The organism is Streptomyces coffeae (assembly GCF_016741875.1).
GTDB lineage: Bacteria > Actinomycetota > Actinomycetes > Streptomycetales > Streptomycetaceae > Streptomyces > Streptomyces coffeae.
Genome location: NZ_JAERRF010000008.1, coordinates 24,863 through 50,998 on the forward strand (window position 1 = coordinate 24,863; position 26,136 = coordinate 50,998).

Sequence of the window (26,136 nt, forward strand, 5' to 3'; positions counted from 1 at the left end):
CCTCACCGCGTAACCCGCATACCCCTCCGCACCGCGTAGCCCGCGTCACCCACTGCGTGGTCCGCACAACCGCATACCTCGCGTCACCCACTGCGTAGTACGCCGTCAGCCGTCTTCCCGTGCGCCATCCGTCCCCCGTCCGGAGATCCCTCCCCCCGAAACGCCCGGCGCCGCCCTTCAGCCGGGCCCGCTACGGCTCCGCTGCCCGATCCCCCCGCGCGGGCAAGCGGAGCCGTAGTGCATTCCCGCCGTCCAACGCACCAGCCGAGGGGGCGCCTTGCGCATCATCGACCTGACCACACCCGAGGACGGCCACAGACCGGAGCCGGACCCCGGGGCGGCCACGCGGTGGGCTCCCCGCCCGGCCCATGTCCTGGACCTCAGCACCGTGGCCCCGGTGACCCGCACCGCCGGGGTCACGGACATCGACCGGGCGCTGGCCCGCCTCGGCTGCCGCCCCCGCCCCCGGGACGTGGTCCTGCTGCGCACCGGTGCCTCCGGCCTGGCCGGTACACCCCGCTACTTCACCGACTTCACCGGGCTGGACGGACCGGCCACCGACTATCTGCTCGGCCTCGGGGTGCGGGTCATCGGCACCGACGCGTTCAGCCTGGACGCCCCCTTCCGCGCCATGATCCGCCGCTATCACGCCACCGGCGACCGCTCGGTGCTCTGGCCCGCGCTCTTCGCGGGCCGCCGCCACGCCTGCCGCCGGATCGAGCGGCTGGCCCGGCTGGACATCCTGCCGCCCACCGGGTTCCGGGTCGCCTGCCTCCCCGAGCGGACCGCCGGGCCGGGGACGCAGCGGACCCGCGCGGTGGCGCTGCTCGACGACTAGGTCCTGCCCCCGGGGCCCTGTCCACGGGGCCCTGTCCAGGGGCTTCTGGCCTACGCGGAGGAGGCGTTGAGGTGCGCGAGATCGACACCGATGTGTGTGTGGTCGGCGGTGGTCCGGCCGGCCTGGTGCTGGCCCTGCTGATGCTGCGCTCGGGCCTGGGTGTGGTCGTACTGGAGCGGGCCCGTGCCCATCAGCGGGAGTTCCGGGGCGAGATCCTCCAGCCCGGCGCACTGGCGCTGCTGGACGCGCTCGGGGTGCTCACCGGCGCTCGGGCGCGCGGTGCCTGTGAGTTGGACCGCTTTCGCTTCCTGGACGGCGAACGGGTACTGCTGGAGGCTGACTATCGACTGCTTCCGCCTCCGTATGACCACCTGTTGACCATTCCCCGTCCGCATCTGCTCGATGAACTTCTCACCCACTGCCGGCGGTCGCCGCGCTTCCGCTATCTGCCCGGACGGCGGGCCGGTGGACTGCTGCGCCGGAAGGGGCGGATCGCCGGGGTGGTCGCCGACGGCCCCTCGGGCCGCTGCGCGGTGCGCGCCCGGGTTGTCGTCGGCGCGGACGGCCGCTTCTCGCGGATCCGGCGGCTCGCGGGCATCGGGGCGGGCCGCACCGAGCCCTGCGGCGAGGACGTGCTGTGGTGCTCGCTGCGGACGGGAGCGGCCGAGGTGCCACCGCCACGTGAGGTCCGGGTGGTGCGCACCCCGGACGGCCCGGTGCTCGTCCACGGCTGCCGGCCCGACCGGATCCAGCTCGGCTGCACGCTGCCGCACCGCCAGGGCCATGAGCTGACCGCGTCCGGACTGGAGCACGTCACCGAGCGTCTGGTGCGGGCCGTACCCGAGTACGGCGGACTGATCCGCGACCGGATCCGCGCACCGGGCGACCTCACCGTGGTGGATGTCTTCTCCGCACGCGCCGAGCGCTGGGCCGACGACGGTCTGGTGCTCATCGGCGACGCCGCCCACACCCACAGCCTCATCGGTGCCCAGGGCGTCAATCTGGCGGTGCAGGACGCGGTGGTGCTGCATCCGGTGCTGACCGGCGCGCTGGCCGACGATGACACCGGCGCCGCCCGGCTCGCCGCCTTCGAGCGGCGTCGGGGCCCCGATATCGCGTCGGTCATGCGCCGCCAGAGCCTCCACAGCCGGGTGATGCACGCCCATGGCGCGTACGCCACCCGCGTACGTCCCCGGCTTGCGCGGGCACTGCGCCATACCCCGCTCTACCGCCGGGCGCTCCAGCGCATCGCCTACGGCAATCCAACGATCCGGATCACCGACGACCGGGCCTGCGGCTGGGCCTAGGGCTCGTTGAGCACAGACCCTGGCGGCTGGAATCATGCTGTCCATCCGATTCCGGCCAGGGGCCTGCCGGAAATGCCTAGGGTTGAGGCATGCACACCGTTGTCATCCTGGCGCTGGACCAGGTGATCCCCTTCGATCTGGCCACCCCGATCGAGGCGTTCACCCGCACCCGGCTGCCCGACGGCCGCGCCCCCTACCGCGTCCGGGTCTGCGGCCCCACCCCCTCGGTCGACGCCGGGCTGTTCGCCCTCCAGGTGCCGTACGGCCTGGAGGCCCTGGCCGACGCGGACACCATCGTGCTGCCCGGTGTGACCGACCCCCGCGCCCCCGTCCCGGACGAGGTGATCGACGCGCTGCGGCGCGCGGCCGCCGACGGCACCCGGATCGCCTCCATCTGCGCCGGGGCGTTCGTCTTCGCCGCCACCGGGCTGCTGGACGGCCACCGCGCCACCACCCACTGGCAGGGCGGGGCGCTGCTGGCCGAGCTCCATCCCGAGGTGGAGGTGGACCCCGATGTGCTCTACGTCGACAACGGTCAGTTCCTCACCTCCGCGGGCGCGGCGGCCGGGCTCGACCTGTGTCTGCACATCATCCGGCGGGACCACGGCTCGGCGGTGGCCGCCGACGCCGCGCGGCAGGCCGTGATGCCACTGGAACGCGAGGGCGGACAGGCGCAGTTCATCGTCCATGACCATCCACCGGTGCCGCAGGGCTCCCAACTGGAACCACTGCTGCGGTGGATGGAGGAGAACGCCGGACGTGACCTCACCCTCGCCGACATCGCCACGCACGTGGGCATGAGCACCCGCACCCTCAACCGCCGCTTCCGCCAGCACACCGGCACCACCCCGCTCCAGTGGCTGCACCGGGCCCGGATCCGGCAGGCGCAGTATTTGCTGGAGTCCACCAGCCACCCGGTGGAGCGGATCGCCGGGCAGGTCGGCTTCGGTTCGCCGACCGCGTTCCGCGACCGCTTCAAGCGGGTGGTCGGCACCAGCCCGCACAGCTACCGGGCCGCCTTCCAGCGCGCCCCCGGCTGACGGTCCGTGTCCGTCCCGGCCGATGGCAGGGGGCCGCCGGGTACGGGTCGAGGCGGGCTCGAGTCGCTGCGGCGACCATGGACGTTCCCAGCGAGAACAACCGCGAGGAGCGCCGATGGTGTCACACGCAGCCGGACTGTCGGTCGTGGTGCTCGGCGGCACCGGCTCCCTGGGCCGCCAGGTGTGCCGGGCGTTCCAGGACGCGGGCGCCCGGGTGCTGTCGGTCTCCCGCAGCGGACCGGCCGACCCCGCGGAGTCCCCGGACCACATCCGGCTGGATCCGGCCCGCGCCCCGGGCGAAGCCCTGGCCGGGGTGCTCACCGGGGCCGCCGCCGATGTGGTGGTCAACGCCGCGGGGCTGGCCGGGGACGGCACCGAGGAGCAGTTCGCCGCGGCCAACTCCCGCCTGGTGGACGCCCTGGTGGAGGCCGTGGCCTCGCTGGAGCGCCGCCCCCGGCTGGTCCAGCTGGGCACCGTCCACGAGTACGGGCCGGTCTGCCGGGGCGTGGGCATCACCGAGGATCTGCCGCCCGCACCGATCAGCCCGTACGGCCGGACCAAGCTGCTCGGCGCGCAGTCGGTGCTGCGCGCCACCCGGGCCGGGGCGGTGGACGGCACGGTGCTGCGGATCGCCCATGTCTTCGGCCCCGGCGCGCCCCGCGGCAGCCTGCTGGGCACCGTCGCCCACCATCTGGCGGTCCGCCGCCCGGCCGCGCTGCGGCTGGGCCCGCTGGACGGGCGGTGGGACTTCGTGGACATCCGCGATGTGGCCGCCGCGGCCCTGGCGGCGGCCACGGCACCACGGGTGGTCGGACAGGTCGTCAACATCGGCGGTGGACAGGCGCTGGGCGTGCGCCGGCTGGTCGAGCGGATGATCGTGCTCAGCGGGCATCCGGTGCCGCTGGTGGAGGACCCCGGCGCGGGCACCGGCTTCGGACCGGGCCCCGACTGGCAGCGGGTGGACCTCTCCCGGGCCCGGCTGCTGCTGGGCTGGCGGCCCCGGCAGCGCACCGCCCGCTCGCTGCGCGACCAGCTCGCCGCGGCGGGCGTGCCCGAGCGGGCCGGGGCCTTCGCCCGCGCGGTCAGCCCTCCGTGGGCGGCCGCCCTCGAACGCAGGGCCGCTCCCGAACGCCGGGGCGCCCGTGAACGCAAGGGCGCTCGCGAACGACGGGATACCACCGACCGGCGAGGTGCCCCGGGGTGGGCCGATCCCGCCGGGCGGGCCGGGGGCCCGGGGCGGGTGGCGGTGGAGGGCCCGTGATGGACCTCGGCCTGGAGGGGCGCACCGTCCTGGTCACCGGGGCCACGGGTGCCGTCGGCCGCGCCGCCGCCCGTGGCTTCGCGGAGCAGGGGTCCCGGGTGGCGCTGGCCTACCGCCACCGGCGCGAGGCCGCCGAGGAGCTGGCCGCCGAACTGGCCGGACCGGGCGGCGGCCGTGCCTTCGCCGTGCCCTACGCGCTGGAGGACTCCGCCTCGCCCCGCTGGGTGGTGGCCGCCGTCGAGGAGCGCTGGGGCGGGCTGGACGTGCTGGTGGCGAACGCCTGGCGGTGGGGGGAGCGGCAGGGCACGGGCGCCCGCTTCGAGGAGGTGAGCGAGCAGGACTGGCTGCCGGTCGTCGCGGACAACCTGACCCCCGCGATCCGTACCGTGCAGTGCGCGGTCGCGGGGATGCGCAAGCGGGGCTGGGGCCGGATCGCGCTGGTGTCCCCGCACCCCGCGCTCGTCGCCGCGCACGGCCGGGAGTTCCACGCGGTGGCGAAGGCCGGGTTGCACGGTCTGGCGCGCGGTCTGACGGAGGGCGCGGCTGCCGACGGGGTGTTGGTCAACGCCGTCTGCGCGGCCCCCTCGGCGCCGGCCGGGGAGGCGAGCACCCCGGAGGACATCGCCCGGGTGCTGCTGTTCCTCTGCTCGGCGGCCAATGCCGCCGTCACCGGCGAAACGCTCACGGTCGCGGGCGCCCGCTGACGGATCCGGCCGGGGACCCACCCTGCGGGCGGCTGCCCGGCGGCCGGACCGACCGGTCCGGCCTCGCTCGACATTCCGGAGGAGACTGTGCGCGTCCTCTTCACGACATGGGCCTCCGGCGCCCATCTCGTCCCCCTGGTGCCGCTCGCCCGCTCGCTGCTGGCGGTCGGCCACCAGGTGCGGTTCGCGGTGCCGTCCGGCTGTGCGGCGGCCGTCGCCCGGACCGGTCTTGTCCCGGTCCCGGTCGGCTCGCTGCCTCCGGCCGCGACCAGGGTGCCGCCCGCCGCCCGCCGCCCGGCGGGCCCCTGGCCCGCGGACTGGCCGGTGCGGCCCGCCGTGCTCAGCCCCGAACAGCACGGTGTGCTGCGGGCGTTCGGCGACCGGCAGGTGCGGATCGCCGAGGGGATGGCCCAGGGTCTGGTGGCCTTCGCCCGCTGCTGGCAGCCCGATCTGGTGGTGCATGACGCGAGCGCGTACGCGGGCACGGTGGCCGCGGCGGCGCTGGGGGTGCCTGCGGTCGGCCAACTCTGGGGCAGCGCCGCCGTGGTGCGGCTGGAGCGGCACCGGCTGGAGGGCCCGCCGCTGCCCGGCTACGCCCGTCTGATGCGCCGTTACGGGGCGGATCCGGAGCGGGAACCCGATCTGTGGCTGGACCCCTGCCCGCCGAGCCTGGCGCTGCCCTCGCGGTCCCGGCGGCTGCCGGTGCGCTTCGTCCCCCTCGACATCCCGGCCGAGCCGCCGTATGGCGCACCGCCCTCGCCGTCGCCCGCGCAGCCGTCGCACCGGGCGGCGGCCCCCGCGCCGTACGGTCGCCGTCCGTATCGCCCGGTCCGGTCCGGGCCGGTGCGGGTCTGCGCCGCCTGGGACGATGCGGCGGGCCCGCCCGAGGCGGTGCGGGCCGCGCTGCGGGTGGCCGAGTCACGGGGTGTGGAGGTGGTGCGGGTGGGCAGCGCCGCCGAGGGGCGGCCGCCCGCGGGGCCGCTGCACCGGGTGCTGCCCGGTTGCGGTGCGGTGCTCCACCCCGGGGGCGGTACGACGCTGCTGGCCGCGGCGCTCGCCGGGGTGCCGCAGCTGGTGATCGCGCCCCGGCTCGAACAGCAGCTCAACGGGGCGCGGTTGGCCCGGGTGGGCGCCGGGGTGCTGGTGCCTGCCGACGCCCTGGACGACGCGCCGCGTACGGCGATGGCGGCGGGCGCCCGGCTGGCCCGGAATCTGTTCGGGCTGCTGGAGCAGCCCTCGTACACCGCCGCGGCGCGCACCCTGCGGCGGGAGGCGCTGGCGATGCCCGGCCCGGACGACGCGGTCGGGGTGGTGACCCGGCTGACGGCCCCGGCGCCCCCGCGTCCCTCCGCGGACCGTTCCGAGAGGGGACGGGACGGCCGCCGCCGTACCGACTGAGCGCTCCGCGGGAAGTGCCGCGAGGTGCCGTCATGCGTCTGCGGCTGCGTCGTGGCCGGCCGCGCCCGCCCCCGGCATGGGCATGGGCATGCGAAAGGCCCCCCACCGAAGTGAGGGGCCTCACACATGTCTGTGCGCCGCCAGGGACTCGAACCCCGGACCCGCTGATTAAGAGTCAGCTGCTCTAACCAACTGAGCTAGCGGCGCCTGCTGACGTAGAAGACCTTAGCACCCGGATCGGGCTGCGTGAAAATCGATATCCCTCAGCCCGGAAAAACGGCGGGAGCGCTGGTCACAGGGGTGGTGCCGAGATCGGTACCGACCGCGCGGGCGGCTCGGACACACGCCCACAGCAGCACCTCGGGACCGGGCAGCCAGGGGTTGCGCACATCGGGGGCCACCAGCCAGCGCGGGGCCGGTGCCGCGGCGGTGTCCGCGGAGGACTCCCCAGTGGGCGGATCCGGGGGGAACAGCGGCGGCACGGTCACCGCGTCGCCCCAGCCGTAGCAGAGCAGCGGGGGAGCGGTGGCGCCCCACTCCTCCCAGCCGAGCAGGGCGGGCAGCCGCTGGGCCGCGCCCGGGGTGGTGAAGAGCATGACCCGGCCGCCCTGGGCGGCCACCGGCCCGGTGCCCGGGCCGTCCGTCCATAACCGGCTCACCACCCGGCGGCCGAAGAGCGCGTCCATGCTGACCACGTCGAACGCCGTACCGCAGGGCAGGGCCACGGACGCGGACGGATGCTGGGCCCACAGCGCGTGCACATCGCGGGGGGAGTGGCTGGCCGAAGCGAGCCAGTCCGCGCCCGCCGGGGTGACGAACGCGGCGGTGTGCTGGATTTCCCGAGGCCATCTGCTCATGTGTCTACCTTTACCGTCGGTACGGACGGCGTAGGGGGATGAGGTAAAACCGGGACACGGCGGCGCCGGATGGGGTACCTTCCGCCTGCATATGCCCCCGGCTCATGATCGCGGCACCGGGAGCGATCTCCCACCCGCACCGCGGGGCACAACCCGTACATCAGCCACCCCTCCTTCACCGCGGACGCCGCGACCGTCAGTCCGACGGGTCGCCGCCCCGCATCAGCTCCCTGCCGAACTCGACCATCTTCTTGGCGTAGTCCGCTGTCCACTCGGCACGCTCGGCGATCACGGCCGGGGTCAGCCGGTCGAACCGCCGCGGATCTGCGAGCTGGGCGGCGGCCATCGCCTGGAACTCCATGGCGCGGTCGGTCGCCGCGCGGAACGCCAGCACCAGCTCTGTGGAGCGGGCGAGCAGCTCCCGCGGGTCCTCGATCGACTCCAGGTCGAAGAAGTGCGCCTCGTCCTTGACGGCCGCCACCGGCTCGAAGAGCAGCGGTGCGGGTTTCAGCCGCCGGGTCGCCGCGTGGTGCGGGCCTTGAGCCGGATCCGGCTCGGGCATGTGATCGCTCCTCCTGGGTTGTGAAACAGGGCCGGTTCGCGGTGCTTCCTGCCCTCCATTGTCGCGCGCGGGGCAAGAGCGCCCCTGCCGCACGGCGCCGACCAGGGTTTCTCTCCCCACCCCGCCGCCCCGCGAACCCTGCGGCGGGCAGAACCCGTGGATCGGCACGCCCCGGGCCGCGATCCGGCGGGCACCGCCCGCCCGCACGAGGCGGGTCAAGGGGCCGGGCGGCCCGGGGTCAGGATCCGGACAGCACCTTACGGCCGCCAGGCCACCCGGTGCTCGGACAGATGGGCCAGCACCGCGTGGTTGGCCTCCCAGCCGTCCGGGAACTTCACCGTGACGCCCAGCTGGACCGGCTCGGTGGACGGATGCTCGTCCAGCAGCTCGGCCACTCCCGCGCGGCAGACCACCACGCAGGCGTGCCGGTGCCGGGAGGCGAGCACACACAGCCGCCCGGTCTCCAGGTGGAAGGCCGTGGCGTCCGGACGCCCCGACAGCGGGTGCAGCACCACCGTCACATCGAACTCACGCCCTTGGAGGCGGTTGGCGGTGTCCACGGTGACGCCGGACACCCCGAGCCCGGTGAGCGCCGCCCGCACCGCCGCCGCCTGGTCCCGGTGTGCGGTGCCCACCGCGATCCGGTCCGCCGTGAGCGGCACCGGCTCCTCGGAGCGCTCGCTGACCGCGGCCCCGCCCCGGTCCAGCAGCCGCCGCACCACCTGGGCGACGGCCGTCACCGCCTCCGGGTCGGTGCGCGGGGTGCGGCGGGCGGGCAGCTCCAGCAGCCCCCAGCCGGAGACGGCCGCCTCGTCCAGCACCCGGTCCGGCCCCGAGCCGTCGGAGGCCACCCCGAAGCTCAGCCGCCGCTCACCGTGGCCGGTGCCGCTGCGGAACGGGGTGTACGGATAGAAGGCGTCCGAGACCAGCGGCGCGGCCGAGGCGGGCAGCCGCCAGGACACCGGCAGCCGGTGCTGCGGAAGCTGCGGATTGTGCGCGAGCAGCGTGGTCACCGCGCTCGCCGACGGGTCGTACGACAGCCCCGCCCACTGGTCCGCGCCGACCACGCTGAACGGGTCCAGCTGCCCCGGGTCGCCGACGAACAGCGCCCGCTCGAACAGCCCGGCGACGGCCAGCAGCGCGTCCGAGCGCATCTGGTACGCCTCGTCGACGATCGCGTGCCGCCACGGCTCCACGTTCTTGATGTGCGCCCACTTCGCCGCGGTGGACACCACGATGCCAAGACCGGCGAGATCCGCGACCTTCGCCGAGGTGCGCACCGACGGATGCTCGTCGAGCACCGGGTCGTAGGGATGCGGATCACTGCTGTGCAGCCGCCCCACCGGAAGGTCCGGATCCGCGGTGGCCAGCCGGTCCACCAGATCGTCCACCTGGGCGTTGGTCTGCGCGACCACCATCAACGGCCGCCCGGCGGCGGCCAGCTCCCGCGCCGCCCGCACCACCAGCGTCGACTTGCCCGCGCCGGGCGGGGAGTCGACCACCACACCGCGGTGGGCGCCGTGCAGGGTATCGCGCAGGATCGCCTCCGTCGCGCGGGCCGCCGCGGCCGACGGGTCGAACGGCTCGGCCCCGTGCCCGGCACGGGACCCGCCGTCGACACAGTCCGTGCCGATCACAGATAGTCCTCCTCGGTCACCGGGTCGGGGTCGGGGCCGAGCGCCACGGCGTCGGGCGGGCCGCCGTGGGTCCACGGCGTGCTCTCCGCGTCGGGCAGCTCCGGGCCGCCGCGCGGCGCGTGCTCGAACAGCGTCCAGCACATCCGGTCGCCCGGCTCCGGCACCGAGCCCGGCTCCGGGGTCTTCCCGCGTCCCATACCGCCGGTCAGCCGCACCACCAGGGCGCCCGGCGCCTGCGCGCCCGCGAACTCCCCGGTCTGCGTCCTGCCGTCGGCCATCACCCGGTACAGCTTGACCTCCCCCTCCAGATGCGGACGGTCTTCGGTGCGCACCGTGACCAGCGGCCGCGGCCGTGGCACCTTCGCCTCCGACCAGGCCATCTCCACCTCGGTGACCTCGCCCGCGAACGCCTCCCCGGCCAGCCGCCGCCCCGCCATCACCAGCGGGTCGTCCAGCGCCTCCTGGGCCTCCAGCTGCGCCTGCGCCGTCTCCCGCGCGGAGAGCTTCTGCGCCGCCGTCACCGCGTCGTCCCGCTTGGGCTGCGGCGGCTCGCCCGCCCGGACCCGGTCCCGATGGCCGGTGAAGGACCAGCGGTCCCGCTTCCAGCGCTCCGCCACCCGCTCGCCCCGCGGCAGCCCGCGCAAGCGGTCCACGCCGTGCCACAGCGCGTCCCAGGTGGGCCGCAGCTGGGACGCGATCAGCTCGCGCAGCTCGTTCTCGGCGAGCCGCAGCCGTGCCTCGCCCCCGGCCACCCCGCCGAGGACCTCGGCGCGCGCCGCGTCGTAGCGTGCGATGGCCGGGGCCAGCAGCTTGTTGTCGAAGGCCGGGTCGGTGGCCGGGCCCGCGGGCGGGCACAGCAACTGGCCGTCGGCGTCCCGCGCGGACTCCGCCCGCAGCGCGGCCTCGGCGCCGGGGAATCCCTCGGGCGGGTCGATCCAGGCCAGCAGCGAACCCAGGTGCTGGTCCTCCAGATTGCTCTGGCCGGTCGCCCAGTGACGGCCCAGCAGCTCGGTCAGCGACAGCAGCAGACTCGACCCCGGCACCCGGGACCGCTCGCCGTAGTGCGTCAGCCAGCGGCCCAGCAGCGGTACGCGCGCGGGCGCCGGGAAGGGGGTGTCCGGGTCCTGGTCGGCCGTCCGCCGGAACCGCATCGAGCGGCCCAGCAGCCGGACGAACGCCACGCCCGCGGCGCTCGGCACCAGCAGCTGCGGGGCGTCCGCGCACAGCTCGACCTGGACCGGCACCTTCTTCCCGGTCTCCGGATCGGTCTCCTTGCGCTCCTCCAGCTCCACGTCGTCCGCGTAGGAGTCCAGATAGGGCAGCATCTCCTCGGCCAGATCGGCGAGGAAGGCGAACCGCAGATCGCGGTTGCGCGGTTGCGGGACGACCAGCAGCCGCGGCGTATCCCGGTCGGTGCCCACCAGCGCCCCCAGCGGCGCTCCCGCCTCACCGGCGGTGGTCAGGGGTACGAACGCCAGCGGACGGTCGGACAGATGGCGGTGGAGCACGGTCGCAACCGGCCGCGCCCGCCCGTCCCGGACGGCTTCCATCCGGGCCAGGGTGGTGATCAGCGACATGCCACCGCCCCGGGCGCGGCGAGCGCTTCGGCGCGCAGCGCCGCCGCACGGCGCAGGGCGTCCACCGCCGGATCGCCGGTGGGCTCGCCGCCGGTCCTCTCGAGGGCGGCGGCCAGCACGGACTCGACCGTGGTCAGCCCGCCCAGCTCGCCCCGCACCCCGCGGCCCAGCGACTCCACGGCGCCCGTCGCCCGGGACCGCGCCCGGCAGTGGACCGCCAGCTCACAGGCGGCCAGGCACTCCGGGGCATAGGCGGCGTCCACCGCGTCCACGGCGGCCGTCAGCTCCTCGGCCGGGCGGGTCACGGTGCGGCCGTCGTCCGCCAGTCGCAGATCGAAGGTGGTGCCCTCGGGGAGGGCGGCGGCGATGTCCTCGATCCGGGTGAGCCGGGCGAGCTGCCGCCGGGTGACGGACAACTGCTTGCGCACATCGACCAGTTCGGCCGTCGGCAGGTTGGAGAAGTCCTTGGGGCACACCAGCAGCACCTGATGGCGCACCCGGACCGCCCTCGCCTCGCCCACGCTGTCCGGCTTCAGCTCGCCGACCCGCGCCGCCACCCGCTCCAGCGCCAGCGCGTACACCGCGGCCTGGCGGGCGGCCGCGCCCACCTTGGCCGGGTCCGCCGAGCCGTCCACCATCGGAAAGGACTTGATCTCGATGACCGACCAGGAGCCGTCGGGGTGCACCACGACCGCGTCCGGTTCGAGGAAGGCGGGGGAACCCGCCACGTCCAGGCTCACCATCGGATGGTCCAGCAGCGCCCACCGCCCCGCCGCGGTGGCCTCGCGCAGCGCCAGCGCCGTACGGGCGGTGCGGCCCTGCGGGCCCACGGCGGTCAGGTCGGGGGTGTCGACACCGCCCGGCTCGGGCGCGGGCGAGCCGTCCCGCAGCCGCTCGTGCAGCAGCCGGGTGAGCGTCTCACCGCGGTCGGCCTTGACCCGCGCCTCGAAGGAATTGCCGCGCTGATGCGCGAATTGGGACTGCCCGAAGTTGGCCGAGGCGCCCAACGCCCGTGCGAGCGCGCCCTTGTCGACCCCGGCCCCGTCCAGCAGGGCACGGCGACGGCAGCCGGGGTTGGCGGCCAGCGCCGCCAGGGCGCGGGCATCCATCGGATGCGGAACGGTCTCCGGTCCGCGCAGCTCAGCGAGCCGCTGCCGCAGCGCTGTCACCGGTCTCGGCCGCGGCACCTGCTCCTGCCGTGCCGGGCCTGTCACCGGCGGCGCCGTGGTTGCGTTCCCTGTCCGCGCCCCTGCTCTGCTGTCGGGGGATCCGTTCCCGTTCACGTGCCGCAGTCTCGCACTTGTCACCGACATCCGTGGCCGCACCGGTGTTTCCGGTGGCCACGGGGGTCCGCGAAGCGGCCTCCGGGACGGCCTCGCCGACGGTCTCGCCGACCGGGCGGAAGCGGGCGCGCAGCCGGTCGGCGAGCCGCAGCGCGGGCTTCGCGAGCAGTGCCCCGACCCCCATCACGGTGGCGCCGGCGGCCGCGTCGAGGAAGTAGTGGTTGGCGGTGCCCATCACCACGATCGTGATGGACAGCGGATAGAGGACCGCGACTGCCTTGGCCCACACGGAGCGGCCGTGCCGCCACAGCGCCACCCCGCACCACAGCGCCCAGCCCACATGGAGACTGGGCATCGCCGCGAACTGGTTGGTCAGTCCGCCGAGCCCGCGCGGGGCGCTCGCGTCGCCGCCCCACCAGCCGTACGAGCGGTACTGCGCCATGGTGTCGACGAAACCGTGGCCCCCGTCCAGCAGCCGCGGCGGGCAGGTGGGCAGCAGGGTGAAGCCGATCAGGCCGATGAACGTGGAGATCAGCAGCCAGGTGCGCAGAAAGCGGTAGTCGGACGCCCGGTGGCGCTTCCACATCCACACCAGGATCGCCGGAGTGACCACATAGTGCAGCGAGGCATAGGCGAAGTCGGCGGGTATGCCTATCGCGGCGTGCGCCGTGAAGATGTCGTTCAGCGGCGACTCGAAGTCGATGTTCAGGCGTTGTTCGAAGTGGAGGATGGCCAGCCCGTGGTCCACAGCGGTGGACACATCACCGCGAGCCAGTAGCCGTCCGGCCGAGTAGGCGGCGTACACCACGGCTATCAGGGGCAGTTCGGTCCACCAACGGGGCCGACCACCCTGTGATGCCCCGGCTCGGGGCGCGGCAGCGGTAGGGGGCATCCGGACGTTCTCCAAAATGTCAGGCAACCACAACAAGGCGCGCGGTCAACCGTACGGTGTAGGCGAGGCAACGCATGAACCGCCCCCGGAATGCCCCGGTTGCGGTAGGAGTGCCCCGTTTGTATCCCCCGGCCGACGTGGTGCGCGAAGGAAAAGACGCCAGGATCGCCCCGCGGGTTGCCTCGGGAACGGGTGAGCGATGATGGGGACGGCGGACCGGTTGAGGTCCGCACCCCGCGTTCGCATCAGGCCGCGGGCGGCGGTGTGCGACGGGGCACGGCGGCGCGCCGTGGTGGTACATCCGCTGAAAGGCACACCCATGGCACCCCGCATCCTCCTGGCCCGGCACGGACAGACGGAGTGGTCGCTGTGCGGGAAGCACACCGGCCGCACCGACATCCCGCTGCTCGACGAAGGACGGCGGGGCGCCAAGCTGCTCGGTGAGCGGCTGCACCGCGCGCCGTGGACCGGGCTGCCGGAGGCCGAGGTGTGCACCAGCCCGCTGTCCCGCGCGAAGGAGACCTGTGAGCTGGCGGGCTTCGGAGACCGGGCGCGGGAGTGGGATGCCCTGCTGGAGTGGGACTACGGCGCCTACGAGGGGCTGACCCCGGGCGAGATCAAGGCATCCCGGCCGGGCTGGCTGATCTGGCGCGACGGCGTTCCGGAGGGCGAGGCGCGGGAGGCGGTCGCGGCCCGCGCGGACGTGGTGGTGGAGTGGGCGCGCTCGGCCGACCGCGATGTGCTCGTCTTCGCGCACGGCCACATCCTGCGGACCCTCGGCGCGCGCTGGCTCGGCTACGACATCTCCTTCGCGTCCCGGATCCGGTTGGACCCGACGTCGCTGTCGATCCTGGGCTGGGCGTACGGCGAACCGGCCATCGAGCGCTGGAACGACACGGGCCATCTGGGCTGACGCCCTCCGGCGGCGGAGCCGCCCCCGAGGTCCGGCCCCACCTGGCGCGACGCCCCGCCCGGCGCTGCCTCCAGCCACGACGGTCACGTGCCTGCGGCCCACCGCGGCGCGGGCGCCCTTCTGAGGGCCGGGGTCTCCGAGGCGATGGCGGTCGCGGTGCCTGCGGCCCGCCGGCGGTGTGGGATTCCCCGGAGGCTCAGGCCGGGGCCGACGGCCCCAGGGTTTCGGCGGGCCGAGGATGTGCGGCCGTGCGTGGCGCGGCGGTCCGGCCCCCGCCCAGGCACGAGACGTTGCCTGGCGTGCCCTCCGGCCGTGCGTGACGCGGGGGTTGCGCACCCGTCCAGGCGGCTCGCGCCGCCGTGCGGCGGTGGTGACGGTGCCCGCGGCGCACCGCACCGCGGCGTGAGCGCCGCTCCGGGGCCGGGCCGCCGGGCGCCGGTGGTCAGACCCGGCGCGGGCGCGCCGCCGCCTCGTAGCGGTCCAGGAAGTCCGCGACCGGGGCCTCGCCGCCGTGCGGACGCAGCCGCCGGGCGGTGTCGTCGAGCATGCGGCGGATCCGGGACGAGGTGACCTGGTCCATCAGCCGCAGGGCGCGTGCCGCAGCCACGGCGGCCTCGTCCGGTGCGCCGTGCTGTGCGAGGTCGCCCGCCAACTCGGTGGTGAACAGCGCGATGTTGCGGGTGAAGTGGGGGTCCTGGAGGGCGACCGCGCGGCGCGCGTGGTCGACGGCGCGCGCCCAGTCGCCCAGGGCCGACCAGCACTGGGCCTCCAGACCCTGCAGCTCCGCTTCGCCGTAGAAGCTCATCCACTCGGGATCGGCGTCCGAGGGGCCGCGGCCGAACAGGGTCTGGGCGCGCAGCAGGGCGGCCTCGCAGCCGCCGCGGTCGCCGAGCCAGGCCCAGCCGCCCGCCTCGCGCAGCGCCAGCAGGGACAACAGCCGTGGGGAGGAGAGCCGTTCGGCGACCCGTTGGGCCGCCTGGGCAGCCCGGACCGCCTCGCGGGGGCGGCCCGCGTCGCGTGCCAGGAAAGCGGTGTTGCAGAAGGCGTGGGCCTCCAGGGCGGGGTCACCGCTGACCCGCGCGGTGGCCAGCGCCTCGGCGTAGTGCGAACGGGCGTCGGAGAGCCGGCCGGAGTCATGGGCCAACCAGCCCACCGAGATGGCCAGTTCACCGGCGCCCGCGTAGAGCCGGGCGGCGACCGAGCGGCTGTAGCCGCCCGCGTCCAGCAGCGTGTAGGCGGCGCTCAGCGGTTTGGCGGTGTGGCTGTAGAGGGTGTCCGCGCCGTGCCGGTCGTCCAGCACCCGGATCCGGCGCACGGCCTCCTCCACGGCGGCGGCCTCCGCCTCGCCCACCCGGCGCCCGGACCGCCGGGGCGGGGGGACGAGGGGGGTCGCGGCCACGGCGGCGGCCGCCGCCCCACTGGTCATGAAGGCACGGCGTAGCAGTTCGCTCTCCTCGAAGACATCGACGGACGCCCCCGCCCCCGCCCCGGGCGCGGGGACGGTGCCCGCGCCGTGGCGGGCGCGGTGGCCGCGGACCGACTCCCGGGAGGCGAAGCCCAGATCGGTCAGGGAGCGGCCGGGGAACATATGGCGGAAGACGCGTTCGTACGCGTAGTTGGGGCAGCGGATCGCCCCGGACTCGACACGGCCGATGTAGCGGGCGTCACAGGAGACCTGTTCGCCGATCTCACGGGCGGCGCGGCGTACGGAGGCCGCGAACTCGGCGGGGGAGAGCGGTCCTCGCAGCCGCCGGAACGCGGTGTTCGGCCGGGGGGCCGGAGGATCTGGAAGCGGCGTCATATGCAGCCTCTCCCTTGGGTACTGCCAGGTGGGCGGGGGAGAACCGTACCGGCTGTGAGATACACGACACTCGGAGAATTCCAGCAATTGGGACATGTCGCCCACGATCTGCCATGAACTGCCATCCTTTACGGCGGCATTCGGCCGTAGCCGTTGACGCCGTCCGGGCGTTGAACCCCTCGCAACCCGATGAAGAGGGAGGCCGGAGTGGATATCAGCCGCTCACGGACGACTGCCCAGCATCCCCCGCGCACGGCTCACCATCCCCCGCGCCAGGACTGCGATCTGGTCACCGTGCCCGCCCGTCAGGGGCTGGAGGCGGTGGACATCCTGCGCCGTGCGTGCGACGGCCTCGGGCCCGTAGTGCACGACACCGCCTGCGACACCCTCGGCTTCCTGGTGCCGCCCGGCACCGCGGACGGCTGGGATCTGCCGGGCAGTGACTGCACCCGGACCTCCGGGCGCGGTATGCGGATAAGCCCCGGCACCGACCCCATGCCCGGCACCGACCCCATGCCCGGCACCGACCCCGTGCCCGGCGCCGCGCCCCGGGCCCCGGGCGAGCCCCCGGGGTTCGGCACCGGCTGGCTGGTGCCGCCGGGCGATGCGTACAGCGTGGCCACCGACCCCGCGGAACTGCGGGCGGCGCTCGGCGAGGCGGCCCGCACCATCGAGGCCGTCGACCGCTGCCAGTGATCCCCCGGTGATCCGCTGGTGATCCCCCGGCCCCGGTGATCTCCGTTGGCCCCCGGTGATCGCCGTGACGGCCGTTGTCGGTGGCCGGACGCATACTGGGGCCCATGGCGAAAGGCACACACAAGCGAGCGGCCCACGGGCGCGGAAAGGGCCGGGGGCGCACCCCCGAGCCGGCCGTGGCACCCGTGGACGGGGGGCTCGCCGAGCTGGTGCCGGACCGCGACCATCCGCGCGCCTTCACCCTGCTGCTGGACGGCAAGCCGCAGTCCCATGTGGACCTGGACGACCCGGCCCGCCTCGGCTTCGAGTACCAGCGCCGATTCGGTCATATCGCCGATCTCGCCGCCCCGCCAGGACGTCCGCTGCACGCCGTCCACCTCGGCGGCGGCGCCTTCACCCTGGCTCGCTACATCGCGGCCACCCGCCCCCGCTCCACCCAGCAGGTCGTCGAGATCGATGCCCCGCTCGTCCAGTTCGTCCGGCGTGAGCTGCCGCTCGACCCCGGCGACCGGATACGGGTGCGCTCCACCGACGCCCGCGCCGGGCTCGCCAAGGTCCCCGACGGCTGGGCCGACCTGATCATCGCGGATGTCTTCGGCGGCGGCCGTACCCCCGCCCATCTGACCAGCGTGGAGTTTCTCGGCGAGGTGCGGCGGGCGCTGCGCCCCGGCGGGGCCTACGCCGCCAATGTCGCCGACGGCCCGCCGCTGGCCCATCTGCGGGCCCAGATCGCCACCGCCCGCGCGGTGTTCGCCGAGGTGTGTCTGACCGCCGACCCCGCCGTGCTGCGCGGCCGCCGCTTCGGGAACGCGGTGCTGCTGGCCGCCGACCGGGAGTTGCCGTTGGCCGAGCTGACCCGCCGCGCCGCGAGCGACCCGCAGCCCGCCCGGGTCGAACACGGCCGGGCCCTCAAGGACTTCACCGGTGGCGCGGCCCCCGTCACCGACGCAGCCGCCGCGCCCTCCCCGGCCCCGCCGCCGGACGTCTTCGACTGAAGGCACCGGGACCGGCGTCAGGGATGGTCCACCCGGACCTTCGGCGGACCCTCGTGCCAGGTGCAGTAGACCGAGGTGGTCTCCGATCCCGAGGTGAAGTCCACCCGGATCCACTGGGTCTGCTTCCACACCTGCATCTGCCAGCCGCTGTCCGGGGTGGCCGAGACCAGCTCCGCCCCGGAGTCGCGGATGTCGAAGACAACTCGGCCGCCCCGCACCGGATAGCTGCGGATGTTTCCGCTCTCCTCCGGCTTCGACTCCTTTGTCGGACGCGGTGTGGGATCCGGCTTCGTACCGGGCGACGGCGGGGCCGAGGAGCGGCCGGGCGACGGGGACGCGGACCGCTCATCCGAGGGCCGCGAGGGCCGATCGGGCTGGTGGGTCGAGGAGGACCGCTCCTGTGTCGTCGACCGGCCCTCGCCCGCGATCGTCAGCGCGCGCGGCGGGTCGTACGCCGTGCCGGTCAGCACCGTACGCACGCCGTACCAGGACAGCGCGACCGCGGCTCCCGTGGCCAGCACCCACGCCAGGCATTGGACCAGAGCTCGTTGCATGCCCCCCATGCTGCCTCACCCGGATGGCGTACGGTGCCGCCCATGGCAAGTGTGCTCGTCGTCGAGGACGACCAGTTCGTTCGTTCGGCCCTCATACGGCAGCTGACCGAGGCGTCCCACACCGTCCGCAGCGTGGGCACCGCCCTGGAGGCGCTCCGCGAGGTGGCGCAGATCGGATTCGACGTGGTCATCCTGGATCTCGGCCTGCCCGATCTGGACGGGGCCGAGGCGCTGAAGATGCTGCGCGGGATCACCGATGTCCCGGTCATCGTGGCGACCGCGCGGGACGACGAGGCGGAGATCGTCCGGCTGCTCAACGACGGTGCCGACGACTACCTCGTCAAACCCTTCTCCGTGGCGCACCTTTCGGCCCGGATGGCCGCCGTGCTGCGCCGCTCCCGCACCCCCGCCGCCGGTGAGACCCCGCCCTCGGGGGTGCTGCGGGTCGGCGGCCTCACCGTCGATCCGCTGCGCCGCCAGGCCGCCCTGGACGGGATCGGACTCGACCTGACCCGGCGCGAGTTCGACCTGCTGGCCTTCCTCGCCGGACGACCCGGTGTGGTGGTGCCCCGTAAGGAACTGCTGGCCGAGGTCTGGCAGCAGTCCTACGGCGACGACCAGACCATCGATGTCCATCTGTCCTGGTTGCGCCGCAAATTGGGCGAAACCGCCGCCCGCCCCCGCTATCTGCACACCCTGCGCGGGGTCGGGGTCAAACTGGAGCCCCCCACGCAGGACGGCGAGGGCGCGGACGTCCGGGAGTACCGGGAGCGCCGGTGAGATGGGCCCTGGTCAAGGTCTGCCTGGCCGTCACCACCATGGTCGTGGTCGCCTTCGCGGTACCGCTCGGACTCGTCGTCAAGGAGCTGGCCCGCGACCGGGCGTTCGCGGACGCCGAGCGGCAGGCCGCCCAGATCGGCCCGGCGCTCGCCATCACCACCGAACGCGCCCGGCTCCAGCGCGCCGTGGCCAGCACCCAGGCGGGCGGGGACGGCCGGATGGCGGTCCATGTCCCCGATGTGCCGGGCCGCCGGGACAGCGGCTACGACCTCGGCAAGAGCCGGGCGGACCGCAGTGCGGTGGCCACCGCCCGCAAGCTGGGCCGGTCCTCGGTCTCGGAGGCCCCCGGGGGCTACACCCTGCTCCAGCCCACCGCGCTGAGCACCGCTCAGGTCGCGGTGGTGGAGGTGTATGTGCCGCGCGCCATGGTCACCAGCGGGGTGGCCACCTCCTGGCTGGTGCTGGCCGGGGTCGGCCTCGCCCTGATCGTGGGCGCCGTGGCGACCGCGGACCGGCTCGGCACCCGGGTGGTGCGCCCGGCGAAACGGCTCGCTGGGGCCGCCCACGACCTGGGCCAGGGTGAGCTGGGGGTGCGCGTTCCGGAGGAGGGACCGGCCGAACTCCGGTCCGCCGCCGTGGCGTTCAACTCCATGGCCGACCAGGTGGTCCAGCTGCTGGCCGGGGAGCGTGAGCTGGCCGCCGATCTCTCCCACCGGCTGCGCACCCCGCTCACCGTGCTGCGCCTCAACGCCGCCTCGCTCGGCGACGGACCGGCGGCCGACCAGACCCGCTTCGCCGTCGCCCAGTTGGAGCGCGAGGTCGACCAGATCATCCGCACCGCGCGGCAGCAGAAGACCCACGCTCCTTCCGGCTGCGATGTCTCCGAGGTGATCCGGGAGCGGATGGACTTCTGGTCCGCGCTGGCCGAGGACGAGGACCGCACCGTACGGCTGGCCGGGGTCGACCGCACCGTACGGGTGCCGGTCGCCCGCCCCGAACTCGCCGCCGCCCTCGACGCGCTGCTCGGCAATGTCTTCCGGCACACCCCCGAGGGCACCGCGTTCGCCGTCGACGTCCACAACGGCGAGGACAGCGTGATCGTGCTGGTCTCCGACGCGGGCCCCGGCATCGAGGACCCGGAGGCGGCGCTGCGCCGCGGCCACGGCGACGGCGGCCCCGGCTCGACCGGGCTCGGGCTGGACATCGTGCGCCGGGTCGCCGAGTCCACCGGTGGCGATGTGCGCATCGGGCGCTCGGTGCTGGGCGGCACCGAGGTGCGGGTCTGGCTGTCGCTGCACGGCGACGGGGCGGCCGAGCACGGGCGGCGCGGCAGGCGCCGCAGGGCCCGGCAGAAGGCGCGCTGCCTCACCGAGCGGCTGACCTCACGGCTGCCCGGGGGCTGACGCCCGGACGGTGGGCGGGGGCCCAAACGGTGGGCGGGCCCGGCTTAATCGCTCCCGATGGGCGCCTTAAGGGCGCCATAAGAAGCGCACCCCGCACCCGGGAAGAGACTTTTGCCCGTTTCGGCCTCGCTAGCGTGCTGCCCGCACCACCACCCCCCACCCCCGTCCACGAGGCAGGCAGCTGATGAGCACTACGCACCGTCGCACGGTGAGCCGGACCGGCATGGTGATCGGCGCGGTGGCCGCCGCCGCGGTGGCCGGCGGCGCGGCGTTCGTGCTCAGCGGTGCGGCGAACGCCGGAACCGTCGGCGGGAAGAAGGACTCAGGCCCCCGGCACACCGCGGTGAAGACCAAGAAGACGTCCCGGGCGGCCGCGGGCTTCGCCCCGTACGTCGACACCTCGCTCTCGCCCGCCTTCGACCTGGTGGGCGCGGCCGAGAAGACCGGCGTCAAGGAGTTCAACCTCGCCTTCATCACCTCCGGCGGCGGCTGTACGCCCAAGTGGGGCGGTGTCACCGACCTCGGCAGCGACGCCGTGGCCAAGCAGCTGGACACGCTGCGCGCGGCAGGGGGTGATGTCCGGGTCTCCTTCGGCGGCGCTTCCGGCTCCGAACTGGGCCTGGCCTGCACCTCGGTCGACCAGCTGACCGCGGCGTACGGCAAGGTCGTGGACACCTTCAAGCTCACCAAGGTCGACTTCGACATCGAGGGCGCGGCACTGCCGGACACGGCCGCCAACACCCGCCGCGCGAAGGCCATCGCCGCCCTCCAGAAGAGCCACCCCGGCCTGGATGTCTCCTTCACCCTGCCGGTGATGCCGACCGGGCTCACCCCGGACGGCGTCAACCTGGTCGCCGACGCCAAGAAGAACGGGGTGAAGGTCTCCGCCGTCAACATCATGGCGATGGACTACGGCGCCTCGTTCGACGGTGACATGGGCCAGTACGCGATCGACGCGGCCACCGCGACCCAGGGCCAGATCAAGGACGCCCTCGGGCTGAGCGACAAGGCCGCCTGGCGGACCGTTGCCGTGACCCCGATGATCGGCGTCAATGACGTGGTCACCGAGATCTTCACCGTGGACGACGCCAAGCAGCTGGTGGACTTCGCCACGTCCAAGAAGCTCGGCCGGCTCTCCATGTGGTCCGCGACCCGTGACAAGCAGTGCCCGGGAGGCGCCCAGAACTCCGCGTCGCCCACGTGCAGTTCGGTCGAGCAGAAGGAGTTCGCGTTCTCCAAGGCGTTCGGCGCGTACAAGGGCTGACGCCGGAAGGCACCCGACCACACGACCGGCCCCCGGGAACGTTCCCGGGGGCCGGTCGTGTGGTCGGGCCGCTACGGATGGTGCTGCCGCTCGAACTCCTCGCGCGTGGGCTTGGCGATCTGCCCGTTCTCACCGAAGTAGGCGCGGGAGAGCCGGACCCGCAGACGCTCCGTGAAGGTCAGCTTGCGTTCGACCCCGGCCTCGTCGACCGCGGGCGGCAGCTCCAGCGGCTGGTACTGGTCGAAGGAGGTCAGGGTGTACCGCTCGCCCTGCGTCAGCGGCTCGTGCACCTCCATGTACTCGCCGTGCGGCAGCCGCTGGATGACCCCGGTCTCCCGGCCGTGCAGCACCTTGTCCCGGTCCCGCCGCTGGAGGCCCAGGCAGACCCGCTTGGTGATGGCGAACACCACCACCGGCGCCACGAAGAAGGCGATCCGGCCGGCCCAGGTGATGGCGTTGATCGACAGATGGAAGTGGGTGGCGACCAGGTCGTTGCCGCCGCCGATCAGCAGCACCAGGTACAGGGCGATCCAGGCGGCGCCGAAGGCGGTGCGGGTCGGGGCGTTGCGCGGGCGTTCATTGAGGTGGTGTTCGCGTCTGTCCCCGGTGATCCACGCCTCGAGGAACGGATAGAGCCAGATGACGAGCAGCACCATCGGGAAGACCATCAGCGGGATGAAGATGCCGAGGACGAGCGTATGGCCCCAGAGGTTGATCTCCCAGCCGGGCATCAGCCGGATCAGCCCCTCGGAGAAGCCCATGTACCAGTCGGGCTGGGCGTCGGTGGACACCATGTCGGGCCGGTACGGGCCGTAGGCCCAGATCGGGTTGACGGTGGCGATGCCCGACATCAGGGTGGTGATGGCGAAGACCAGGAAGAAGAAGCCGCCGGACTTGGCCACATAGACCGGCCACAGGGGCGGCCCGACGATGTTCATGTTCTTCTTGCCGGGCCCCGGGTGATGGGTGTGCTTGTGGTAGACGAGCAGCATCATATGGAGCGCCAGCAGCCCCAGCATGATGCCCGGGATCAGCAGGATGTGCACGGTGAACAGACGCGGAATGATGATGTCGCCGGGGAATTGCCCGCCGAAGAGGAAGAACGACAGGTAGGTGCCCACGATCGGCACCGACAGGATCGCGCCCTCCATGAAGCGCAGACCGGTGCCCGAGAGCAGATCGTCGGGCAGTGAATAACCCAGGAAGCCGTCGAACATACCGAGGATCAGCAGTCCGGCGCCGGACATCCAGTTGAACTCACGCGGTTTGCGGAACACGCCGTTGAAGAACGTGCGCATCATATGGACGAGCATGCTCGCGATGAAGAGGATCGCCGCCCAGTGGTGGATCTGCCGCAGCAGCAGCCCGCCGCGGAGGTCGAAGCTGATGTCCAGGGTGGATTCGTACGCCGCCGACATCCGGATGCCCTGGAGCGGGACGTAGCGGCCGTGGTAGACGACCTCGTTCATCGAGGGATCGAAGAACAGGGTCAGATAGACCCCGGTGAGAATGATGATGATGAAGGTGTAGAGCGCGATCTCACCGATCAGAAAGGACCAGTGGTCCGGGAAGACCTTCCGCAGATTGGCCTTGGCCATCTTGAAGAGGCCCACCCGCCCGTCCGCCCAGTCGGCGAGGGCCTCGCCCTTGCCGACCGGTCCGGTCCGGGCGGATTCGTCGTCGTGGACCCTCTGCCGGCGCCCCGGGAATGCTCTCATGTTTCGGATTTACCAGTCCCTCCAGTACCCCGCCCGCGTCGGCCGTGCGCGGCTAGCCCCTTTGGCGGAAATGTTGGAGGAAACGTGGGAAGAAAGCGCGGCATACGCATGGGCGGGGAAAACCGGGGGCGGTCGAACATCCGCTCGTCCCCGGAGGGTGCTCCGGCGGGCCGCCGGAACGAGGGCGGCCCATTCGGCGACGGGGCCTACGCCTCCGGCAGCTCACCGGTCTCCGCCACCCGTGCGTACCAGCGGGCGCTGGACTTCGGGATACGGGCTTGGGACGGATAGTCCACATAGACCGCGCCGAAACGCTTGCTGTAGCCGTACGCCCATTCGAAATTGTCCATCAGGGACCACAGGAAATACCCGCGCAGATCGGCGCCGTCGGCGAGCGCCCGGTGCGCCGCCGCCAGATGGCTCCGGAGGTAGTCGATCCGCTCCGGGTCATGGACCCGGCCGTCCGCGTCCGGCTTGTCGTCGTACGCGGCGCCGTTCTCCGTGATGTACAGCGGCACCCCCGGTGCCTCCCGGGTGTAGCGCATCAGCAGGTCGTGCAGGCCGGTCGGGTCCACCGTCCAGCCCATCTCGGTGCGCTCGCCGGCGGGCTGGTGGAACGCCACCTGCTCGGCACCCGGGAAGGGGGAGTGGGCGCCCGTGCCATGGCTGTCCTGGCGCACGGCGGGCTCGTCACCGGCCGGGGCGGACACCAGGGACGGGGTGTAGTAGTTGATGCCCAGCGCGTCCAGGGGCTGCTTGATGACGGCCAGGTCGCCGTCGTGGACGAAGTCCCAGTCGGTGATGGACCGGGTGTCCTCGATCAGGTCCTCCGGATACGCGCCGCGCAGCAGCGGCCCGGTGAAGACGCGGTTGGCGAGCGCGTCGATCCGCCGCTGCGCGTCCAGGTCCCCCGGGCTCCCGGTCAGCGGTCTGACCACCGCCGGGTTGAGGCTGATGGCGATCCGGGCGCGGGCGGGCAGTGCGGCGCGCAGCGCCTGGGCGCCCAGACCATGAGCGAGATTGAGGTGATGGGCGGCGCGCAGCGCGGCCGGCGGCTCGGTGCGCCCCGGGGCGTGGACCCCCGAGGCGTAGCCCAGGAAGGCGCTGCACCAGGGCTCGTTGAGGGTGGTCCAGAAGTCCACGCGGTCGCCGAGCGCACCGGCCACGATCGCGGCGTACTCCGCGAACCGCTCGGCGGTCTCCCGCTCCGGCCAGCCGCCACCCGCGGCCGAGCCGCCGCGGAACCGGGACTCCAGCTCCTGCGGCAGATCCCAGTGGTAGAGCGTCAGCACCGGCTGGATGCCCGCCGTCAGCAGCTCGTCCACCAGCGCGCGGTAGAAGTCGAGACCGCGCTGGACGGCCGGGCCGCGCCCGGTGGGCTGGACCCGTGGCCAGGAGACCGAGAAGCGGTACGCGCCCAGCCGCAGCCCGCTCATCAGCCGGACGTCCTCGCGGTAGCGGTGGTAGTGGTCGGCGGCGATATCGCCGGTGTCACCGCCGAGCACCCTTCCGGGGGTGCGGCAGAAGGTGTCCCAGATGGACGGGGTACGGCCGTCCTCCTGCGCGGCCCCCTCGACCTGGTACGCGGCCGTGGCCGCGCCCCACAGGAATCCGGGGGGAAAGGCGAGTGTCATGGAAGCGCTCCCATGCGTACGAAGGTGGGGGTCCGGACGGGTCGGACGGAACGGGTCGGGGCGGGCGGCGGGCGCTCAGCCCTTGACGGCGCCCTGCATGATGCCGCCCACGATCTGCTTGCCGAAGAGGACAAAGGCGATCAGCAGCGGAAGGGTGCCGAGCAGCGCGCCCGCCATGATCACCGACTGATCGGGGATATAGCCGCGGCCGAGGCCGGTCAGGGCCACCTGCACGGTCGGGTTACCGCTCTGGGTGAGCGCGATCACCGGCCAGAAGAAGTCGTTCCACGCCTGGACGAAGGTGAGCATGCCCAGGACGGCCATGGCCGGCCGCGCTGCCGGGAACACCACATGCCAGATGATCCGCAGACTGCTCGCCCCGTCCATCCGCGCCGCCTCGACCAGTTCGGACGGCAGCGCCTGGAGCAGGTACTGCCGCATGAAGAAGACCCCGAAGGCGCTGACCAGGGTGGGCAGGATGACGGCCTGGAGCTGATCGGTCCACTTCAGCTCGGCGATGGTCATGTACAACGGCACCACGCTCAGCTGCGGTGGCACCATCATCGTCCCGATGGTGAGCAGCAGCAGTGCGTTCTTGAACCGGAACCGCAGCTTGGCGAAGGCGAATCCGGCGATCGTCGAGAACAGCACGGTCCCGGCCGCGACCGTCCCCGCCACCACGGTCGTATTGAGCAGCGCCGTGCCCATGTTGGCGTCGCGCCATGCGATCGTCAGGTTTCCGGCGAGGTTTCCGCCGAACCAGAACGGCGGCGGGGTCCCGGCCAGCCGGGTGTTGGTACGGGAGGCGGCGACGGCGGTCCACACCAGCGGGAACAGTGAGCCCGCGGTGAAGAGGATGAGCACGGCGTAGGTCAACGGCCCGCCGTGCAGCGGGCGTCCGGCCCGTCCGCGGCCCCGCGCGACCGGGGGCGCGGGAGGCGGTGCGGACGCCGCCGCGGTGTCAGCCGTCGGACGGGACGGCACGGTGGCGGTCATGGCTCTCCCTCGCCTTCCTTTTCGCC

At 73.6% G+C, this 26,136-nt stretch carries 23 protein-coding genes and 1 tRNA gene; 12 read left to right on the forward strand and 12 right to left on the reverse strand.

Annotation, left to right across the window (positions count from 1 at the left end; genetic code table 11):
* Positions 1–277 precede the first annotated feature (277 nt).
* From JK363_RS15110 to JK363_RS15135, 6 genes are all read left to right on the forward strand, one after another.
* A complete protein-coding gene (locus JK363_RS15110; RefSeq protein WP_215910941.1) occupies positions 278–838 on the forward strand; it encodes a cyclase family protein in 561 nt (186 codons plus the stop codon).
* Positions 839–909: 71 nt separating this feature from the next.
* Positions 910–2,145: an FAD-dependent monooxygenase gene (locus JK363_RS15115; RefSeq protein ID WP_201875413.1), complete on the forward strand. Its 1,236-nt coding sequence runs from the start codon at positions 910–912 to the stop codon at positions 2,143–2,145.
* An 89-nt stretch (positions 2,146–2,234) separates the two neighbouring features.
* Positions 2,235–3,185 (forward strand): GlxA family transcriptional regulator, encoded by a 951-nt coding sequence (locus tag JK363_RS15120; protein WP_201875414.1) that lies wholly within the window; start codon positions 2,235–2,237, stop codon positions 3,183–3,185.
* A 115-nt stretch (positions 3,186–3,300) separates the two neighbouring features.
* Entirely contained in the window at positions 3,301–4,446 is a 1,146-nt protein-coding gene (locus JK363_RS15125) for an NAD-dependent epimerase/dehydratase family protein (RefSeq protein WP_201875415.1), read from the forward strand.
* Positions 4,446–5,150 (forward strand): SDR family NAD(P)-dependent oxidoreductase, encoded by a 705-nt coding sequence (locus tag JK363_RS15130; RefSeq protein ID WP_201875416.1) that lies wholly within the window; start codon positions 4,446–4,448, stop codon positions 5,148–5,150. Before JK363_RS15125 ends, JK363_RS15130 begins: the two co-directional genes overlap by 1 nt.
* An 87-nt stretch (positions 5,151–5,237) precedes the next feature.
* Positions 5,238–6,548 carry a glycosyltransferase gene (locus JK363_RS15135; RefSeq protein WP_307821732.1) on the forward strand — a complete coding sequence of 437 codons (1,311 nt, stop codon included), beginning with the start codon at positions 5,238–5,240 and terminating at the stop codon, positions 6,546–6,548.
* 133 nt (positions 6,549–6,681) lie between these two features.
* Here JK363_RS15135 and JK363_RS15140 read toward each other — a convergent pair.
* The 7 genes from JK363_RS15140 to JK363_RS15170 form a co-directional block, all read right to left on the reverse strand.
* Positions 6,682–6,755, reverse strand: a tRNA-Lys gene (locus JK363_RS15140).
* Between the two features lie 56 nt (positions 6,756–6,811).
* Positions 6,812–7,405 (reverse strand): bifunctional DNA primase/polymerase, encoded by a 594-nt coding sequence (locus tag JK363_RS15145; protein WP_201875417.1) that lies wholly within the window; start codon positions 7,403–7,405, stop codon positions 6,812–6,814.
* Positions 7,406–7,601: 196 nt separating this feature from the next.
* Positions 7,602–7,967: a DUF8844 domain-containing protein gene (locus tag JK363_RS15150; RefSeq protein ID WP_201875418.1), complete on the reverse strand. Its 366-nt coding sequence runs from the start codon at positions 7,965–7,967 to the stop codon at positions 7,602–7,604.
* A gap of 257 nt (positions 7,968–8,224) precedes the next feature.
* On the reverse strand, positions 8,225–9,604 hold the full coding sequence (locus JK363_RS15155) for an AAA domain-containing protein (protein ID WP_307821733.1): 1,380 nt from the start codon (positions 9,602–9,604) through the stop codon (positions 8,225–8,227).
* The gene (locus JK363_RS15160; RefSeq protein ID WP_201875419.1) at positions 9,601–11,181 is read right to left on the reverse strand and encodes a hypothetical protein; all 1,581 of its coding nucleotides are present in this window, start codon (positions 11,179–11,181) and stop codon (positions 9,601–9,603) included. The genes JK363_RS15155 and JK363_RS15160 overlap by 4 nt, the downstream gene beginning before the upstream one ends.
* Positions 11,172–12,290: a hypothetical protein gene (locus tag JK363_RS15165; RefSeq protein WP_215910967.1), complete on the reverse strand. Its 1,119-nt coding sequence runs from the start codon at positions 12,288–12,290 to the stop codon at positions 11,172–11,174. Before JK363_RS15165 ends, JK363_RS15160 begins: the two co-directional genes overlap by 10 nt.
* Before the next feature lie 31 nt (positions 12,291–12,321).
* Positions 12,322–13,356, reverse strand: a complete 1,035-nt coding sequence (locus tag JK363_RS15170) for a phosphatase PAP2 family protein (protein ID WP_201875421.1) — start codon at positions 13,354–13,356, stop codon at positions 12,322–12,324.
* 319 nt (positions 13,357–13,675) lie between these two features.
* Here JK363_RS15170 and JK363_RS15175 point away from each other — a divergent pair, with 319 nt between their 5' ends.
* On the forward strand, positions 13,676–14,269 hold the full coding sequence (locus JK363_RS15175) for a histidine phosphatase family protein (RefSeq protein WP_201875422.1): 594 nt from the start codon (positions 13,676–13,678) through the stop codon (positions 14,267–14,269).
* Positions 14,270–14,711: 442 nt separating this feature from the next.
* Here JK363_RS15175 and JK363_RS15180 read toward each other — a convergent pair whose 3' ends face one another.
* A complete protein-coding gene (locus tag JK363_RS15180; RefSeq protein ID WP_201875423.1) occupies positions 14,712–16,070 on the reverse strand; it encodes an NsdA family TPR-like regulatory protein in 1,359 nt (452 codons plus the stop codon).
* Between the two features lie 189 nt (positions 16,071–16,259).
* Here JK363_RS15180 and JK363_RS15185 point away from each other — a divergent pair, with 189 nt between their 5' ends.
* The gene (locus JK363_RS15185) at positions 16,260–16,766 is read left to right on the forward strand and encodes a hypothetical protein (protein ID WP_201875424.1); all 507 of its coding nucleotides are present in this window, start codon (positions 16,260–16,262) and stop codon (positions 16,764–16,766) included.
* 104 nt (positions 16,767–16,870) lie between these two features.
* Positions 16,871–17,761: a spermidine synthase gene (locus JK363_RS15190; RefSeq protein ID WP_201875425.1), complete on the forward strand. Its 891-nt coding sequence runs from the start codon at positions 16,871–16,873 to the stop codon at positions 17,759–17,761.
* A gap of 17 nt (positions 17,762–17,778) precedes the next feature.
* Here JK363_RS15190 and JK363_RS15195 read toward each other — a convergent pair whose 3' ends face one another.
* Positions 17,779–18,315 (reverse strand): hypothetical protein, encoded by a 537-nt coding sequence (locus JK363_RS15195; protein WP_201875426.1) that lies wholly within the window; start codon positions 18,313–18,315, stop codon positions 17,779–17,781.
* Positions 18,316–18,357: 42 nt separating this feature from the next.
* On the opposite strand from JK363_RS15195, the gene JK363_RS15200 reads away from it, so the two are divergent.
* The 3 genes from JK363_RS15200 to JK363_RS15210 all read left to right on the forward strand — a co-directional run bounded on the left by JK363_RS15200 (position 18,358) and on the right by JK363_RS15210 (position 21,762).
* On the forward strand, positions 18,358–19,095 hold the full coding sequence (locus tag JK363_RS15200; RefSeq protein ID WP_201875427.1) for a response regulator transcription factor: 738 nt from the start codon (positions 18,358–18,360) through the stop codon (positions 19,093–19,095).
* The gene (locus JK363_RS15205; protein WP_201875428.1) at positions 19,092–20,498 is read left to right on the forward strand and encodes a sensor histidine kinase; all 1,407 of its coding nucleotides are present in this window, start codon (positions 19,092–19,094) and stop codon (positions 20,496–20,498) included. The genes JK363_RS15200 and JK363_RS15205 overlap by 4 nt, the downstream gene beginning before the upstream one ends.
* Before the next feature lie 184 nt (positions 20,499–20,682).
* Positions 20,683–21,762: a chitinase gene (locus JK363_RS15210; protein ID WP_201875429.1), complete on the forward strand. Its 1,080-nt coding sequence runs from the start codon at positions 20,683–20,685 to the stop codon at positions 21,760–21,762.
* A 71-nt stretch (positions 21,763–21,833) separates the two neighbouring features.
* On the opposite strand, the gene qcrB is transcribed toward JK363_RS15210, so the two are convergent.
* From qcrB to JK363_RS15225, 3 genes are all read right to left on the reverse strand, one after another.
* Complete coding sequence (gene qcrB, locus JK363_RS15215) at positions 21,834–23,480, reverse strand: cytochrome bc1 complex cytochrome b subunit (RefSeq protein WP_201875430.1); 1,647 nt, start codon at positions 23,478–23,480, stop codon at positions 21,834–21,836.
* Positions 23,481–23,686: 206 nt separating this feature from the next.
* Complete coding sequence (locus JK363_RS15220; RefSeq protein WP_201875431.1) at positions 23,687–25,114, reverse strand: GH1 family beta-glucosidase; 1,428 nt, start codon at positions 25,112–25,114, stop codon at positions 23,687–23,689.
* A 75-nt stretch (positions 25,115–25,189) separates the two neighbouring features.
* On the reverse strand, positions 25,190–26,110 hold the full coding sequence (locus JK363_RS15225; protein ID WP_201875432.1) for a carbohydrate ABC transporter permease: 921 nt from the start codon (positions 26,108–26,110) through the stop codon (positions 25,190–25,192).
* Positions 26,111–26,136 lie beyond the last annotated feature (26 nt).

Bases quoted from the DNA above. Each gene is read 5' to 3' on its own strand.
- JK363_RS15120 (WP_201875414.1), top strand. From the start codon at position 2,235: ATGCACACCGTTGTCATCCTGGCGCTGGACCAGGTGATCCCCTTCGAT.
- JK363_RS15125 (WP_201875415.1), top strand. From the start codon at position 3,301: ATGGTGTCACACGCAGCCGGACTGTCGGTCGTGGTGCTCGGCGGCACC.
- JK363_RS15130 (WP_201875416.1), top strand. From the start codon at position 4,446: ATGGACCTCGGCCTGGAGGGGCGCACCGTCCTGGTCACCGGGGCCACG.
- JK363_RS15145 (WP_201875417.1), bottom strand. From the start codon at position 7,405: ATGAGCAGATGGCCTCGGGAAATCCAGCACACCGCCGCGTTCGTCACC.
- JK363_RS15150 (WP_201875418.1), bottom strand. From the start codon at position 7,967: ATGCCCGAGCCGGATCCGGCTCAAGGCCCGCACCACGCGGCGACCCGG.
- JK363_RS15160 (WP_201875419.1), bottom strand. From the start codon at position 11,181: ATGTCGCTGATCACCACCCTGGCCCGGATGGAAGCCGTCCGGGACGGG.
- JK363_RS15165 (WP_215910967.1), bottom strand. From the start codon at position 12,290: ATGGATGCCCGCGCCCTGGCGGCGCTGGCCGCCAACCCCGGCTGCCGT.
- JK363_RS15170 (WP_201875421.1), bottom strand. From the start codon at position 13,356: ATGCCCCCTACCGCTGCCGCGCCCCGAGCCGGGGCATCACAGGGTGGT.
- JK363_RS15175 (WP_201875422.1), top strand. From the start codon at position 13,676: ATGGCACCCCGCATCCTCCTGGCCCGGCACGGACAGACGGAGTGGTCG.
- JK363_RS15180 (WP_201875423.1), bottom strand. From the start codon at position 16,070: ATGACGCCGCTTCCAGATCCTCCGGCCCCCCGGCCGAACACCGCGTTC.
- JK363_RS15185 (WP_201875424.1), top strand. From the start codon at position 16,260: ATGAAGAGGGAGGCCGGAGTGGATATCAGCCGCTCACGGACGACTGCC.
- JK363_RS15190 (WP_201875425.1), top strand. From the start codon at position 16,871: ATGGCGAAAGGCACACACAAGCGAGCGGCCCACGGGCGCGGAAAGGGC.
- JK363_RS15195 (WP_201875426.1), bottom strand. From the start codon at position 18,315: ATGCAACGAGCTCTGGTCCAATGCCTGGCGTGGGTGCTGGCCACGGGA.
- JK363_RS15200 (WP_201875427.1), top strand. From the start codon at position 18,358: ATGGCAAGTGTGCTCGTCGTCGAGGACGACCAGTTCGTTCGTTCGGCC.
- JK363_RS15210 (WP_201875429.1), top strand. From the start codon at position 20,683: ATGAGCACTACGCACCGTCGCACGGTGAGCCGGACCGGCATGGTGATC.
- qcrB (WP_201875430.1), bottom strand. From the start codon at position 23,480: ATGAGAGCATTCCCGGGGCGCCGGCAGAGGGTCCACGACGACGAATCC.
- JK363_RS15220 (WP_201875431.1), bottom strand. From the start codon at position 25,114: ATGACACTCGCCTTTCCCCCCGGATTCCTGTGGGGCGCGGCCACGGCC.
- JK363_RS15225 (WP_201875432.1), bottom strand. From the start codon at position 26,110: ATGACCGCCACCGTGCCGTCCCGTCCGACGGCTGACACCGCGGCGGCG.